This window comes from Polaribacter marinus (assembly GCF_022662535.1).
Taxonomy (GTDB): domain Bacteria; phylum Bacteroidota; class Bacteroidia; order Flavobacteriales; family Flavobacteriaceae; genus Polaribacter; species Polaribacter marinus.
Genome location: NZ_JAKQYM010000004.1, coordinates 116,595 through 132,078, shown reverse-complemented (window position 1 = coordinate 132,078; position 15,484 = coordinate 116,595). Strand labels below are relative to the sequence as shown.

At 29.1% G+C, this 15,484-nt stretch carries 20 protein-coding genes; 4 read left to right on the top strand and 16 right to left on the bottom strand.

Features of this window, described 5'->3' with window-relative positions; genetic code table 11:
• Positions 1-11: 11 nt before the first annotated feature.
• Positions 12-272, bottom strand: a complete 261-nt coding sequence (locus MC378_RS15455; RefSeq protein WP_420851003.1) for a DUF3781 domain-containing protein — start codon at positions 270-272, stop codon at positions 12-14.
• Positions 269-634 carry an MmcQ/YjbR family DNA-binding protein gene (locus tag MC378_RS07275; protein ID WP_242178093.1) on the bottom strand — a complete coding sequence of 122 codons (366 nt, stop codon included), beginning with the start codon at positions 632-634 and terminating at the stop codon, positions 269-271. The genes MC378_RS15455 and MC378_RS07275 overlap by 4 nt, the downstream gene beginning before the upstream one ends.
• Positions 635-709: 75 nt before the next feature.
• On the opposite strand from MC378_RS07275, the gene MC378_RS07270 reads away from it, so the two are divergent.
• Positions 710-1,693, top strand: a complete 984-nt coding sequence (locus MC378_RS07270; RefSeq protein ID WP_242178092.1) for a CorA family divalent cation transporter — start codon at positions 710-712, stop codon at positions 1,691-1,693.
• Between the two features lie 266 nt (positions 1,694-1,959).
• Here MC378_RS07270 and MC378_RS07265 read toward each other — a convergent pair whose 3' ends face one another.
• The 11 genes from MC378_RS07265 to ruvC form a co-directional block, all read right to left on the bottom strand.
• A complete protein-coding gene (locus tag MC378_RS07265) occupies positions 1,960-2,178 on the bottom strand; it encodes a winged helix-turn-helix transcriptional regulator (protein ID WP_242178091.1) in 219 nt (72 codons plus the stop codon).
• Between the two features lie 15 nt (positions 2,179-2,193).
• The gene (locus MC378_RS07260) at positions 2,194-3,510 is read right to left on the bottom strand and encodes a DUF3570 domain-containing protein (RefSeq protein ID WP_242178090.1); all 1,317 of its coding nucleotides are present in this window, start codon (positions 3,508-3,510) and stop codon (positions 2,194-2,196) included.
• A gap of 13 nt (positions 3,511-3,523) precedes the next feature.
• Positions 3,524-3,736 carry a DUF4266 domain-containing protein gene (locus MC378_RS07255; RefSeq protein WP_242178089.1) on the bottom strand — a complete coding sequence of 71 codons (213 nt, stop codon included), beginning with the start codon at positions 3,734-3,736 and terminating at the stop codon, positions 3,524-3,526.
• The gene (locus tag MC378_RS07250) at positions 3,733-4,713 is read right to left on the bottom strand and encodes an FAD:protein FMN transferase (protein WP_274704116.1); all 981 of its coding nucleotides are present in this window, start codon (positions 4,711-4,713) and stop codon (positions 3,733-3,735) included. Before MC378_RS07250 ends, MC378_RS07255 begins: the two co-directional genes overlap by 4 nt.
• A 1-nt stretch (position 4,714) precedes the next feature.
• Positions 4,715-5,155 (bottom strand): thioredoxin family protein, encoded by a 441-nt coding sequence (locus MC378_RS07245; RefSeq protein WP_242178088.1) that lies wholly within the window; start codon positions 5,153-5,155, stop codon positions 4,715-4,717.
• 349 nt (positions 5,156-5,504) lie between these two features.
• Complete coding sequence (locus tag MC378_RS07240; protein ID WP_242178087.1) at positions 5,505-6,083, bottom strand: cytochrome b/b6 domain-containing protein; 579 nt, start codon at positions 6,081-6,083, stop codon at positions 5,505-5,507.
• A gap of 441 nt (positions 6,084-6,524) precedes the next feature.
• Entirely contained in the window at positions 6,525-7,241 is a 717-nt protein-coding gene (locus MC378_RS07235) for a VIT1/CCC1 transporter family protein (RefSeq protein ID WP_242178086.1), read from the bottom strand.
• A 108-nt stretch (positions 7,242-7,349) separates the two neighbouring features.
• Complete coding sequence (locus MC378_RS07230) at positions 7,350-7,706, bottom strand: DUF4260 domain-containing protein (protein WP_242178085.1); 357 nt, start codon at positions 7,704-7,706, stop codon at positions 7,350-7,352.
• A 4-nt stretch (positions 7,707-7,710) separates the two neighbouring features.
• A complete protein-coding gene (locus MC378_RS07225) occupies positions 7,711-8,460 on the bottom strand; it encodes a cyclase family protein (protein WP_242178084.1) in 750 nt (249 codons plus the stop codon).
• Positions 8,461-8,476: 16 nt separating this feature from the next.
• Positions 8,477-9,604, bottom strand: a complete 1,128-nt coding sequence (gene hemW / locus MC378_RS07220; protein ID WP_242178240.1) for a radical SAM family heme chaperone HemW — start codon at positions 9,602-9,604, stop codon at positions 8,477-8,479.
• Positions 9,605-9,724: 120 nt separating this feature from the next.
• A complete protein-coding gene (gene ruvC, locus MC378_RS07215; protein WP_242178083.1) occupies positions 9,725-10,276 on the bottom strand; it encodes a crossover junction endodeoxyribonuclease RuvC in 552 nt (183 codons plus the stop codon).
• A gap of 64 nt (positions 10,277-10,340) precedes the next feature.
• On the opposite strand from ruvC, the gene MC378_RS07210 reads away from it, so the two are divergent.
• Both MC378_RS07210 and MC378_RS07205 read left to right on the top strand, forming a co-directional pair.
• Complete coding sequence (locus MC378_RS07210) at positions 10,341-11,300, top strand: hypothetical protein (protein WP_242178082.1); 960 nt, start codon at positions 10,341-10,343, stop codon at positions 11,298-11,300.
• Positions 11,297-12,472: a glycosyltransferase family 2 protein gene (locus MC378_RS07205; protein ID WP_242178081.1), complete on the top strand. Its 1,176-nt coding sequence runs from the start codon at positions 11,297-11,299 to the stop codon at positions 12,470-12,472. Before MC378_RS07210 ends, MC378_RS07205 begins: the two co-directional genes overlap by 4 nt.
• A 236-nt stretch (positions 12,473-12,708) precedes the next feature.
• Here the strand turns inward: MC378_RS07205 and mnmC2 are convergent, their stop codons facing one another.
• Genes mnmC2 through MC378_RS07190 form a run of 3 tightly spaced genes read right to left on the bottom strand, consistent with a single transcriptional unit; the run spans position 12,709 to position 14,306 of the window.
• On the bottom strand, positions 12,709-13,368 hold the full coding sequence (mnmC2, locus tag MC378_RS07200) for a tRNA (5-methylaminomethyl-2-thiouridine)(34)-methyltransferase MnmC2 (protein WP_242178080.1): 660 nt from the start codon (positions 13,366-13,368) through the stop codon (positions 12,709-12,711).
• A 2-nt stretch (positions 13,369-13,370) separates the two neighbouring features.
• Positions 13,371-13,790, bottom strand: a complete 420-nt coding sequence (locus tag MC378_RS07195; protein WP_242178079.1) for a hypothetical protein — start codon at positions 13,788-13,790, stop codon at positions 13,371-13,373.
• A 9-nt stretch (positions 13,791-13,799) separates the two neighbouring features.
• On the bottom strand, positions 13,800-14,306 hold the full coding sequence (locus MC378_RS07190; RefSeq protein WP_242178078.1) for a DUF4920 domain-containing protein: 507 nt from the start codon (positions 14,304-14,306) through the stop codon (positions 13,800-13,802).
• Between the two features lie 121 nt (positions 14,307-14,427).
• Between MC378_RS07190 and MC378_RS07185 the strand changes: the two genes are divergently transcribed.
• The gene (locus MC378_RS07185; protein WP_242178077.1) at positions 14,428-15,483 is read left to right on the top strand and encodes a branched-chain amino acid aminotransferase; all 1,056 of its coding nucleotides are present in this window, start codon (positions 14,428-14,430) and stop codon (positions 15,481-15,483) included.
• Position 15,484 lies beyond the last annotated feature (1 nt).

The following is a 15,484-nucleotide window of genomic DNA, read 5'->3' as shown; positions in this document are numbered from 1 at the left end:
TGATAAAAATATTAAGATAGTATTTTATCTACCGTAATAACCCTAAAGGTATTTGAATTAATTGTAATGCTTATATTATACTGTTTATTTGAAATATAAAAATTCTTTCCTTTTTTAAGGTAGTTTTCTAAATCTGTTTCTAATAATATTTTTTTGATAAGAAGCTTGCTTTCTTTTTCAGAAAAATTGGTGTCTAATTTTTTGTTTATCCTTTCAAAAACAAGTCTCGTATAACAATGATTTTTTAAGATTTCGCTCTTATTTATTGTCATAACCTCCTTAATTCTTCTTGCAGTTTTTTAGTTAAGCTTTTAACCACCAAACTATAAGAATGCTCTATTAATTCAAAAACAAACTCATCAGAAACCTCTCTATTTAATGTAATAGTATTCCAATGCTTTTTATTCATATGAAAACCTGGTTTTATACTTTCAAATTCTCCTCGTAATTCTTCTGCTCTATCAGGATTACATTTTAAGTTAATTTTAGTTTCGCCTTTTTCCCAAGAATGTAAACTTGTAAGTAAAAACATTTTGCCCATTACTTTGAAAACCAAAGTAACTTCATCAAAAGGGAAATGCTCTGTAACACCTTTTTTGGTAATGCAAAAATCTCTTAATTGTTCTATGTGCATAAACTCTTCATTTTAAAATTGATTATTTTACAATTTAAAAAGTATCTTTATCTATCAAATTTACAACTATTTTATATGAAGGAAAACGATTTTTTAGACAACACAACTATTATCAGTTATTCTGGTGATAATTATGAAAAAACTGATTTTTCTTCAATTTCAGAAATTGATTTTTCAAAAAACAAAACAAATATTAAATGGCTTAATACCTACGGAATACAATATGAAGAAGCATTTAAGACAATTGTGCACCAAAATAAATTAGATGATTTTTTAATAAAATTATTGAGTGATGATGAACATCCTAATAAAGTAATTTTATTAGATAATTTGCTCTTTGTTACTATTAGAGTATTAAAAACTGAAAGTCATGTTTTAGATTCTGAACAAATGATTTTTATCGTTTCAACAGATTTTTTATGGTCTATTCAAGAAAAAAAAGGAGATTATTTTAACTGGATTCGTGAACGCTTAGAAGGAAATAAAGGCATTGTTAGAAAAAAAAGCGCTGATTATTTATTGTTTTTATTATTAGAATCTATTATTGATAATTATCAAGACACCTATCAAGAAAATGCAGAATTAAGTGCAGACAAACTAAACTCTTCACATATTAAACCAACACCAGAATTCACTTCATTAGTAGAAAAAAGAAAACAAGAATTGTTCAATTTTAAAAAAGCCACTTTAAGTTTAAGAGATACAATTATAAAATTGGAAAAAGTAGAAATTAAAGGTGTAGAGTCTAAGTATTTTAGTGAATTGAAAGAACAAACCAACAACTTAATTTCTAACATCGATTTTGAACTACAAGAGCTAGAAAGTAAAATAAACTTGATTTTTAGTATTCAAGGACACAGATTAAATGAAGTAATGAAAACACTTACAATTTTGTCTGTTGTGTTTATTCCGTTAACTTTTTTAGCAGGTATTTATGGGATGAATTTTGAAAACATTCCTGAATTAAAATTTAAGTATGGTTATTTTATTTTACTAGGAATTATGGTTTTAATAACTATAATTTCTATTTGGTATTTTAAACGTAAAAAATGGTTTTAACTTTATTTTTTCTTAAAGAATGTAAAAACAATTACAAGTAAAGATAATATTCCAAAAACTAATAAAAACCATTTTATAATATTAAACAATATATAGTACCCAAAAGCATAGCTTGTATTACTTTCTTGCAATTGAATTAATATAGCCTTAAATAGACTTGAGTACTCAATCGTAAAATAAACAGCAAATGCGATTACTGAAAATAGCAGGAGTTTAATGTATTTAAAGTTTCGTTTATTCATTCAAAAATACATTTAAAATTTGTTCTATTTGTTAACAAACTCTCCTTTTTCTTGAGTAACAATAACACCCCATTCTGTAATCATTTTAAGAATAGGAATTAAACCTTCTCCAAATTTGGTAAGTATATATTCAACTTTTAAAGGTGACTTTTTATAGTAGGCTTTTCTAGAAATGATAACATCAGTTTTCTTTGCATGTAAGTGTTTTCTATATGGTTTTATGCGTTGATTATAAATATACAAGTTTTAAATATTCGATTAATCCATTACAAACTTAAATCCTGCTGTAATAATACTAGAACTAAAAGATGTATCCCTATCGTATTGATAAAATTTTAAGTCAATACTTTTTAATCCTAGTTTCCAAATATGTGCTTTTGCAAAAATATCTGTGTATGACACTCCAAAACCAATTTGGTTCGCGGAATATTCGGAAAGGTCATAATCAGAAGTATAAAATTCATCCGTAGATAAAGCACTTTCGTAAGGTTTGAAATAGTCGGCTGCTGTTTGGTTATAAAACCTATAAGAAGGATACAAAGTAAACTTATCAGTTATTTTAATTGGTAATTCAATACTGGCAGTATGTGAATTAATTCCCCAATCATCAAAATAATAGCGATAAAAAGTACGTACTGCAATGGTTTCATTAAGATACCAATTTAATCGTCCACCAACTGCTACTTTAAATCTCGAATCTGGCAAACGCTCAACAGCGTCAGCAAGTTGAAAATTATCTATGAATGAATCTGTAACATCGCTAAAATACACTCTTTGAAATGGTGTGGATAATAAACCCTCTTGTTGTACAAAATCTAGTGCTAGCGAACCTTGCAGGTTTTTATGAAGAATTTGAGAGAATCCGAGCCCTAAAGCATAAGAATTACGTCCTTCATCTTTAAATTCACTAAATCTAGGATTGTAACTTGTGTTACCTGTAATTATGTTTTGTGTAAACAAAGGATTATTTAAACCAATCCCATTCTCTCCGAATGGTCTTAATTCAATGGGGTAAATAGCTTTCCAAGTATCTATATAAACATTTGCATTTACACTTAATTCCGTGTTCTTTTCATTAAATAATTTTGTATAACTACCACCAACACCAGCTGAAAAATAATCGAATTCTGATGAAATTGATATTTTTGCAGACCAAATATTATTTCTATCATCTGAACTGTGGCTATAATTTCCCGATAAATTTACCCAACCGTCTCCCTTTGAAGCTCCTGAACTTGCTACAAATGGGTCAGCGGGTTGTGAACCATCAAAAGGATCAATGTTACTTGACGATGCCGAAGTATATGCTGAAATTCCTGCATCAATAGTTAATACGTCATCATCATTTAAAGGTATTGAAACCACAAAAGTTCCTGTAACATCTGTTAATTTTTCTGTCCCTATTCCACCGCTTACCGCAGCATTATCTCCATTTTGAGAATAATAACTTGTTAGAAAATCTACTTCAACAGCCTCTAACACACGTTTTTTATAGACTTTGATTGAGTCTTGTTTAGTTTGCGAATATGATTTAGCAAAAGCAAATACGCAGAATATTAAAATTATTTTTTTCAAATCTCTTGTTTTATTAGTTACAGCCACAGCCTCCTCCAGTTTTTCCTCCATTTGCTCCTACAGCTGCTTCACGATATGAATGCATTGTGGAAACATTTCTGTCGCATTTTTTTTCTGTCAATGCCATATCGGGGTCATTTATATTTACTTTTTCGTATTCTTTAACCACAACACAACTACTAAAACAAGTTGTTATTAATGCAACACATGTAAAATTTTTAATCATAACTTATCTATTTCTATATTCTTTGATTTCGTAATGTTTCCTTTATCATCTATGATAATACATTCTATTTTTGGTAATTGATTAATGCGATCTAAACCAGTTTCTTTTCCCATAACAAATACTGAAGTCGTTAGTGCATCTGCCAATTCTGCTTTTGGTGCAAAAACGGTTACACTAATAATTCCTGTTGAAGGATATCCTGTTCTTGGGTCGATAATGTGTGTGTATCGTTTACCATTAAAGTTTACATACTTTTCATAATTACCAGAAGTAACTACAGCTCCATTTGTAATAGGTAGTAACGCAAACACTTTATTTTTATCCATTGGGTTTGTAATGGCAACGTTCCATTCTTTTCCATTTGGTTGTTTTCCCCAAGTATTCATATCTCCTGATGCATTAATAATTCCTGCAGGCACTCCTTTTGAAATAAGTAAATCTTTGGCTTTGTCTGCAACATAGCCTTTTCCTATGGCTCCAAAGCCTATTTTCATTCCTTTTAACTTAAGAAAGATAGTACTGTTTTTTTTGTCTAAAATTATGTTTTGAAAGCCAACTTTTGAAACGGATGCTGTAATTTCTTCTTTTGAAGGCATAACAGTCATACTACCGTCAAACTTCCAAATTTTATCCATTGAAGCATAGCTAATATCGAAAGCACCATCTGTTAATTTTGAAATACCGATTGCTCGTTCTATCAATTGAAATAACTCTGAATCAACCTTTACGGGCTGTATACCTGCATTTCGATTAATTTCTGAAGTTTGAGAATTAGGATTCCAAGATGAAATCAACTTTTCAATTCTTGAAATTTCTGCAACTGCTGTATCAATATATTTGTTGGCTTGAATAGAATTATTTGCCACCACAGTAATGTCAAACCGACTACCCATTAATTTGAGTGTTCTCTTATAAGGTTGTTGTGCTGTACAACCAATTATTGAGAATAAAAGTAGTAAAGTGACTATATCTTTCAAATTACTTTGTAAAAGCGTTTAATTCTTTAATGTAATTTTCTGGTGTAGTCTTTTTATAACTACTTTCTCCTAATACCTTGCCATTGGAATTAAGTACTACAACAAAAGGAAAAAAACCTTGTTTATTGTATTTTTCAGCAAGTAATGCATTCGATTTTGTTTGTTCTTCTGACAGTGCATTTTTCTTTTTTCTCGGAAAATCTGCCTTTAGCAAAACATAATTTTCTTTTGCATACTTTTTAAAAGTTTTAGTACTCCAAATCTCTCGGTCTAATTTAATACAAGGAGCACACCAATCTGAACCTTGGAACACTAATATTATAGGCTTACTTCCTTTTACTGCAATTTCTTTTGCAACGTTAATATCTGTTTGCCATTCTTGAGCAATTGTTGTATTTACACTTACAATCATTACGACTAATATTACAATTATTTTTTTCATTTTATTATTATTTAGTTTTCATAAATGAAAAGTCAACAATTAGACCAATACCTATTAACGATATGTATTTTTTTTTTGTTATAAAAACCTCTCAATTTTTTATAGTTAAAATTAATTAGAGTGTTGGCAAAGAAACAGTTCTTTTGTTTTATTAGCGTTGGATTATGTGTCAGCAAATAAAAACCGAATAGAAAATTTGCAAGGATTTTCGTAAGTAGGCAAGAACTAGCAATAAATTATATACAGTGTTACATTATGACTTTTTTGTCGTAAACGTTGTTAACATTAATTAATTATAATAATATTCATGAAAATAAAAACATAATACCACCCAATCAATTGGTGTATTTTAATTTTTCTTTTTCGAGCCGCTAACAATTCTTGAAATTATTCCTTTTTGATTTGTAAATTCAGCTACAAATACACCAGCTAAATGAATTACTAAAAATCCAACCAAGTAATAAATGCTCAATACATGGATTTCTTCCATTGTTGTTTTTAATTCTTTTGGTCCAAATTCTATTATTAGTCCAGTAACCAAAGAAATAATTACACAGAGATAAAAAATGATATAAATCCATTTTTGAAATTTCTCTTTTAAGGATAGATTTTTAATAAAAGGATTTTGAAACTTCATATGCCCAAAAAGGGGAAGCATAAAACGCAAACTAAATAATCCTGTTAAGACATAACCAATATAAATGTGCCAATTCCACATGGGCTGTCTTATCTTTTTTGCTAAAACAATAAGTTGGTCTTGTGATAAAACTTGATCAGTAGTATCCAAATAATCTTGGATAATGACTGCAACATTGTTTTTATTCATCCAAGTTAATCGCAAAAAAATAGTAATTAACAATAGAAGAAATGAGATAGCTATTGACCAATGAATTATTCGATATATTTTAGAATAATTTCTATTTTCCATAAGGTTCGTTTTTGGTATAAATTTCTAATTCACTTAACGTAAATTTACGGTAGCCCTTCAATTTAAAATATGACTTTTATCACTTTGAAAGTAACTTTGGTTAAAGATTTTAATTTAAAAGGATCACTGTAACGTCTAATTACTTAGTAATTTCTATACACAATGTTTAAAATTATATAACCTTATTCCAAGATAGTTATAGCCTGTGGATAAGTGTTTTGTGTATGATTTCACTGCTTTATCGAGAACTAAAACAGCAAAATAAAACGAGTCAGAGGAGATTCCGAAGAAATTCCCGAGTAAACTAAAACTAGCAATGAATTATATACGGCTTAAATTTAGGCTATAAAAGAGAAAATTAACAGACTTATTTAAAATATAGAATACTTAAATACTCGTTTAGTAAATTCTTTAGGAGGAAAAATATTTTTCTTTTTCATTTTATCCAATATTCACATTGAACAAATAACCTACTAAAGCAGTTAAGCCCATTGCAACAGTTCCCCAAAAAACAATTCGAATAATTGCTTTTGTCACACTTGAACCCCCTGTTTTGGCTGCTAATACTCCCAAAACTATAAGGAAAAAAAGAGCAAATCCATAGAGGGAATATTCCATACTTTCTAAAGGAAGAAAGAGTGTTACAAAAAAAGGTAGTAATCCTCCAACTGTAAAGGCAGCTCCTGAAGCAATTGCCGCTTGTATAGGTTTAGCTTGACTTATTTCATTAATTCCTAATTCGTCTCTAATATGTGCCCCTAAAGCATCGTGTTCAGTTAATTCTTTTGCAACTGTTAATGCAGTATCTTTTTTCAGCCCCCTTTTTTCATAAATCTCTGCTAGTCGTTGTAATTCAAGTTTGGGCATTTCTTTCAATTCAATCTTTTCACGCTCAATATCAGCTTTTTCTACGTCTGTTTGTGAACTTACTGAAACGTATTCTCCAGCTGCCATTGATAAAGCACCAGCAACTAGTCCTGCCAAAGTTGCCAAAATAACAGGTTCTCGCAAATCACTTGCAGCAGCAACTCCAATTGCAATACTCGCAGTTGATAAAATTCCGTCATTCGCTCCAAGGACAGCTGCTCTCAACCAATTACTTCGATGTATGTAATGATTGTCTAAATAATTCTCTAATTCCTCTATTTTTTCTGTCATTTCTACTGTTTATTTAAATTACGCAACAACTCCTTTTATCAAAAGAAGAATTAACGCAAGAATTCCGTAAAAAAGATATTTTTTTTTATTGATTTTCTTCATTACCATTTAATCTTTTGATCCTATTTTTCCTAAATGTGTATTATTAAAACTATCTGAATATTTTAATCCATATCCTAGAATTCTATCAAAAGAAGCATGTCCGAAAATAATAATTCCTACTAACTGAATACTTTCGTTATTTAAATACATTCCAACCAAGTAAATCATTATAGCAAGACCTTTATGGTGTAATAAATTATAGCAAATAGCTCCAAATTTTGGGTTTATTGTGTAGCCTATAAAACTTACATCTGGTGATAAGAATAAAACTAGATACCACCACCAATCAAAACTTAATTGACTAAACATGACAATTGATAAAATCAGCATCATCAGCTCCTCTATCTTTAAAAGAATCTTCATCAAACTACTTTATAATCTTATACAAAATCGGTTTGCTTGGTGTTGCATCATTTTCAAAAGGTGCAATCATTAGATTTAACAAATACTCTCCATCTTCTACAGTATTTGGCACGTAAATAAATTCTGTTATGGTTGCATCCATTCTTATTTCTCCAGCAGTATTCCAAAATGCATTATGAGACAACAATCTGCCTTCATCTTTTTCTTTATCTACAGAAGGCAAATCTATTAGCAAGTGCTTTATCCCTTTTTCTCTTAAATAAGTGGCTGCTTTTTCGGACAAATAAGTAGGATTTGTATTTGAATATTGCATGCTTTTTTTATCTTCTAAATTAGGCAAAGTTCTAATTACAATAGCATCTCGATTTTTATTTTTTAAGGCTGTTTTTAATTGTTTTACTCCTATTAAAAAATCTCCATTATGAAACAAAGGAGCAATTGTAACTACTTCTGCCAAAAAAATATAATATTTTAAATTTTTATTTACAGAATGTACTTTTTCTGTAATATGTCCCACACATTCTGTATGTGTAATATGCGAATGTGGATTAAAATGAATATTGTTAAAATTTACAACTGCGCCCTCAGAAACCTTAATTTTTTCACCCTCATACATTTCAGGGAAAATCTTAGGATCGTCTATATACCAAGCGTTTATGTTTTTTTTTGAGGCATCTATTGGAATTGAAATATCTATAGGATTAGAGATATTTACTTCTATTTTTCTTGAGTTGTATTCTATGGTTGCTTTCAAATTACTTCAATTAAGTTTAGTTTAACATAAAGAGGTCTGATGCAATTCCGTCAGATAAAAACTTCCCCTTTTTAGTCGTTTTTAAAATTTCGTTATCAATATACAATAATTCTTGTTGAATATATTTTTTTGATTGATTTTCTAAATACGTAATATATTTTTCGCCAAAATCAGTTTTAATCTTAGCCAAAGAAACGCCCCAAACTGTCCGCAAACCAGTCATAATATATTCATTATAACCATCTGTTTTTGACAAAGTTTCTCTTTCTATTGGTAATTGATTTTGCTGAATTGATTTGATATATTTTGTGTTATTTCTAACATTCCAACTACGTTCTTTTCCATTAAAAGAATGCGCCGAAGGGCCAATGCCTAAATATGATTTACCTAACCAATAAGAAGAATTATTTTGACTAAAGAAACCTTCTTTCCCAAAATTAGACAACTCATAATGTACAAATCCTGCTTTATTTAATTCTTCTGTTAAAATATGAAATTGTTTGGCTGCTTTTTCATCATCTACATTTTTTATTTTTCCTTTTTTAATTAATGTATCTAAAGCTGTTTTTGGCTCAACTGTTAAAGCGTAACTAGAAATATGAGGAATTCCAAAACTCAGGGCTGTTTGTATATTCTTTCTCCACTCCTCATTTGTACAATCTGGAATTCCGTAAATTAAATCTACAGAAATATTATCAAAGTAGTGAGTCGCCACTGATAATGATTTTTTAGCTTCTTCAGAATTATGAGCTCTGTTCATTAACTTTAAATCTTTCTCAAAAAAAGATTGAACTCCTATACTTAATCTGTTTATGGGTGATTTTGCAAGTTCAATAATTTTCTTTTCTGATAAATCATCTGGATTTGCTTCTAATGTAATTTCTGGATTTTCTACAACCTCAAAATTAGCATAAACCGAATTTATTAGCTCTTGAATTTCTTCTGTATTTAAAACAGATGGAGTTCCTCCTCCAAAATAAATAGTTTCTATAACAGTATTTCCCAACTCATTTTTTCTAATTTCGATTTCTTTAATTAAAGACGAAATCATTTCTTCCTTTTTCTTCAATGAAGTAGAAAAATGAAAGTCACAATAAAAACATGCTTGTTTACAAAACGGGATGTGAATATAAATACCTGCCAAATTAGTTTTCAATTATCAGTTATCGTAACTTCTTCTTTATTCTTGTAGTTTTTAAAATAGAAAATAAAATTCTACCTATTTCATCTGCTTTTTCAATTGGTAAATGATAGTTTAAAAAAATTATTTAATTTTTTTAGGATTCTGTTTTACAAAAGAAGCCCAACCCGTATAATTCTTTCCACCAACCACTTTTCCTGAATTGTAAAAATGACAAACCGCCGCCGCCAAACCATCGGTTGCATCTAAATTTTTAGGCAATGTTTTTAAATTTAAAAGTGATTTTAACATCAAGGCTACTTGTTCTTTACTAGCGCTTCCACTTCCTGTAATTGCCATTTTAATTTTCTTTGGTAAATATTCTGTAATCGGAATTTCTCTTGACAAGCCTGCTGCCATTGCAACACCTTGTGCTCTTCCCAACTTTAACATAGACTGTACATTCTTCCCAAAAAAAGGTGCTTCAATAGCAATTTCATCAGGATTATAAGTATCAATTAGTTCTATGGTGCGCTCAAAAATTAATTTTAATTTTAAGTAATGATCGTCGTATTTTTTTAAAATCAATTCATTCATTTGAATAAATTCCATCTTTTTACCCACAACTTTTATCAACCCAAACCCCATAATTGTGGTTCCTGGGTCAATTCCTAAAATGATTTTTTCTATCGCCAAAATCGTAGATTGTTTTTCTATTTATCATCAAACATACTGATGATTATTTATTACTTTGCAAACAATGCATCATTCGCTTTCATACAAATCTAAACAATTCTTTTGGTTGATAATAAAACTATCGATTGTAATTGGCTGCCTATATTTTATTTATACAAAACTATTAGAAAACAAACAGTTTAACTTTGCTGTTTTTTACAATAAATTAATAGAAAACAATCTTTTTTCATTTAAAAACATGTTTTTTTTAGGTGTTTTTTCAGTTTTAAATTGGGGTATAGAAATTACAAAATGGAAATCGCTTGTCCAATTTATAAAAAACATTTCCTTTTTTAATGCTGCAAAACAATCTTTAGCTTCTTTAACAACCTCTTTAATTACTCCTAATAGAATTGGTGAATACGGTGCAAAAGCAATGTATTTTGATAAAAAATATAGGAAACAAATTTTGGGACTAAACCTAATTGGTAACTTTTACCAAATGTTAATGACACTAATTTTTGGAAGCATGGGCTTTGGTTACTTTGTTCTTAACCATAAAATTGAAATTGATTTTTATCCAATTCTAAAAATTTTACTTTTAGCAATCATTATCGTTTCTGTATTGTTCTTTGCGCTAAACTATTTCAACTTAAAATGGTTTTCACTTGAAAAGGCAAAGAATTTTATTAAAAAAATCCCTAAGAAATTAAATCTTAAAACGGCTATTTTATCACTTCTTAGATATGTGGTTTTTTCTCATCAATTTTACTTTTTATTACTTATTTTTAAAGTTGATATTTCTTATGTTGATGCAATTTTGGCAATTACTTCCGTTTATTTAATTGCATCAATAATACCCATGTTATCTTTGTTTGATGTTGTTTTAAAAGGCTCTGTTGCTATTTGGGTGTTTTCTTTTTTTAATATAGCACCGCTTACCATTTTATCTGTAACAACCTTAATGTGGATTTTAAATTTTGTTTTTCCGGCAATTATTGGAAGCTATTTTGTTTTGACTTTTAAACCTAATTTAGCAGAATGATTGGGTTGCTAATTTTTATCTTTACTTTATATACAATTCTGATTGTTTCACTTGCAATTGGTTTTCTTAAAGTTGAGGAATTTAAAACTAAAAAAAAGACAGAAACAACTTCTTTTTCGATTGTCATTCCTTTTAGAAATGAAGCTAAAAACTTACCTAATTTATTAAATTCTATTGCAGCATTAAACTATCCTAAAGAGTTAGTAGAATTTCTTTTTGTTGATGATACTTCTTCGGATAATTCGGTTGAAATAATAAATAGTTTTGTCATTTCGAATCAGGAACGAGGAGAAATCTCAAAAGTTGATACAAATCTCGATTATGAGATTCTTCCTATCGTCAGAATGACAATAAGAATTATAAAAAACATCAGAAAGTCTAACTCTCCAAAAAAAGATGCCATTACTGCAGCAATTTCTGTTGCAAAAAACAATTGGATTGTTACAACAGATGCAGATTGTAATTTCCCTAAAAACTGGTTAAAAGTTTTAGATTCTTTTATTCAACAAAAAGACCCCAAAATGGTAGTTGCTCCGGTTAATTACAAAGTTCAAAACAACTTTTTAGAACAATTTCAATTATTAGATTTTATGAGCTTACAAGGAACTACAATTGGTGGTTTTGGAATTGACTTTCCTTTTATGTGTAATGGTGCTAATTTAGCATACCAAAAAGAAAGCTTTTTACAATTGAATGGTTTTGAGGGAAACAATACAATTGCAAGTGGAGATGATATTTTTCTATTCGAAAAATTTATAGAAAGCAATCATAATTCGGTGCATTTTTTAAAAGCTACAGCAGCAATAGTAACTACATTTCCGGTAAAAACATGGATAGATTTAATAAATCAAAGAACAAGGTGGGCTGCAAAAACAAGTAATTTTAAGTCTGTTAAAGTAAAATTGATTGGCTTGCTAGTTTTAACAACCAATTTATTTCTAATTACTTCTTTTTTTACACTTTCTTTAAAAATAGCACTAATCTGTTTTGCTCTAAAAATGCTAATTGACTTGTTTTTATTTCTACCAACAATTCGATTTTTTAACCATCAAAATAATTTTACACAATGGTATTTGTTAAGCAGTTTGCTTTATCCTTTTTTTAGTGTTTTTATCGTATTTAATTCGCTATTCTCTAAATACAATTGGAAAGGTAGGCGTTTTAAAAAATAGTCTTATAAACTCTATCAAACAATCCAAAATAGATTTCTTAAAAAAGTGAGGCCAATATAGATTCAGCTTTAAACCAGAGTACTATAGCAATAACTAATAATACAATTAAAAGAAGTCCTTTTGTAGGTTTTGTTTCTTTTCTTCTTCCAAATTTTCTTTTGAACTCCATCTTTTAAATTATTTATTATTCTGTAAATTTAGGAAACGTTCTCAAATACTTCTTTTAAAAATAGGAACTACACACTTTTTTTAGTTGCTCGTAACATTTCTCTTTTCCCCGGAGGCCCAGGCAATCGTTCTACTATAAAACCAACAGCCTGCATAGCTCTTCGAACACTTCCTTTTGCCGAATAGGTTACTAAAACTCCATTTTCTTTTAACGCCTCAAACATTTTTTGAAAGATCTCTTCGGTCCATAATTGAGGTTGTACACGAGCACCAAATGCATCAAAATAGATTAAGTTAAAAGCATCTTTATCTTCAATGTCTTCAAAAAATTGTTTTCTTTTTGTAAGAGAAAATGTTTTAGAAATTTGATGTTTTTCTTCCCAAGAAACAGCATGCATTTTTTGAAAGTTTTCACTTTCTTTTTCTGCTTTTAATATAGAAATAAAATTCATTTTTTCTACCTCTTCTGCAGTAACAGGGTAAGCTTCTACCCCAACATAATTAATTTCTTTTTTAGCTTCTAAATACGTTATAAAACAATTTAATCCCGTACCAAAACCTATTTCTAAAATAGAAACTTTATTTTCAGAAACTTGTTTTAAACCACTTTCTATAAAAACGTGATAGGTTTCATTAATCGAGCCATTTTTAGAATGATATTGTTCATCCCAATCTGGCAAATGAATTGTAGAAGAACCGTCTGAAGTAATTAAAATTTCTCTTTTCACAATTATTTTATTAATAATTTTTTAATTTTTGGGATAGGTCCTAAACAAGTAGTTTGATGACAAGCAATACAACTATTAATAGCGTTATTGTGCTTTAATTTTAAAGAATCTTTAGCGGTATAAACTTGTGCTAAGGTTTTTAAATAATATTCTGAAAAACTATTAAAAGATGCGTTTCTATCTGAAGCATCCGTTAATTTAGCTGTATGAATATTTAAAAATTCGTCAGGAAAATCAGCAGGTGTTTTTCCTTCTAAAATTAGTTTTTTGTTCTCTAAATTTGCTGCATACATTTGAAGCATTAAAGCAGCCATTTCTGACTGCTTATATGTATTATTTGTAGTAATGATTACTTCTTTTTCTTTTTTAGATGAACATCCCAAAAACAATAAGAGCAATATAAAATGAAGTGAATTCTTCATTATTTTTCTTTATTTTTTCATTAAAACGCCATTTGCTACAAAAGCAAATTCTTTTTTAGGTTCTGTGATCTTTGCAATTTCTTCTTTAGTTTTCCCTGCATCTTCTGCATAATGTTGTAATTCTTTTACAGAAGTTTCTTGTACAAATGCTTTTCCTTCTACAATTACTTCTCTGTCTTTAGAATCTAAAGGCATAAAAAAACCGTAATCTTTAAAACGTACCATTGTTTCTGTTTCTTTATCTAGAGGAAGTTTCATCCAACACCCTTTTTTAGAACAAACTTCTTTTATACTAGACGCAAATTTCACGTTTAATGTATCTCCAATTTTCATTGTAGAAAATTTCGCTAACATTTCTTCTGAAGTTAAAGCTTTATCTGCAGAAATTTTATCTCCAAAAGAATCAAAAGCAATTACTTCTTTTTTAGTTTTTTCTGTTGATGTTGTTGCTTTTTCTTTCTTACAAGAAGCAAAAATTAAAAGTGTTATTACACAAAACTTTAATACTAATTTCATAATTTAAATTTTAAACTTATTTATTACAAATGTAAGAATTTAAACAAGAAAATCAATATTTACTAAAGTAAACAGATAAATAAATTATGTACCTTTGTTCCTCATTAAGAAGTGTAAAAAAATGAATTCAGAAATAAAAATTGAACTTACCGAACATTCTAAAATTAATAGTGTAGATTTTGATAATTTACCTTTTGGAAGTGTCTTTTCAGACCACATGTTTGTATGTGATTTTAAAGATGGTCAATGGCAAAACCCAACGGTTAAACCTTACTCACCAATTACCTTAGATCCGTCTGCAAAGATTTTTCATTATGGACAATCTATTTTTGAAGGAATGAAAGCTTATAAAGACGCCGACAATAATGTAATGTTGTTTAGGCCTTTAGATAACTGTAAGCGTTTAAATAAATCTGCAGAAAGAATGGTAATTCCTCAAATTCCTGAAGAATTATTTATGGCTGGATTAAAAAAATTATTAGAAATAGATAATGCTTGGATACCTACAAACGATGGTAGCTCTTTATACATAAGACCTTTTATGTTTGCCTCTGGAAATGGCTTTCATGCATCACCAGCAAATGAATATAAATTAATTATTGCAACAGCTCCTTCTGGTGCTTATTTTGCTGGAAAAGTAAAGGTTTTAATTGAAGAAAAATACGCACGTGCTGCAAATGGTGGTGTTGGTTTTGCTAAAGCGGGTGGTAATTATGCTGCACAGTTTTACCCTACCCAATTAGCTATTGAAAAAGGTTACAATCAAGTTATTTGGACAGATGACAACACTCACGAATACATTGAAGAAGCGGGAGCTATGAACATTTTTGTTCGTATAAATGACACTTTAATTACAAGTCCTACTAGTGATAGAATTTTAGATGGAATAACACGTAAAAGTATTCTTCAAATTGCTAAAGACACAGGAATAGATGTTGAAGAAAGAAAAATCACAGTATCTGAAGTAATTGCTGCAGCACAAAACGGAAGCTTAAAAGAAATGTTTGGTGCGGGTACCGCTGCAGTTGTTTCTCCAATTGCAGGTTTTGGATATCAAAATAAAGATTATGATTTACCTGAATTAGAAAAACCTTTTGCAGCAAAATTAAAAAAACAAATTACCGACATACAAACGAACAAAGCTGAAGATCCTTATGGATGGAGAGTAATGCTTTAAT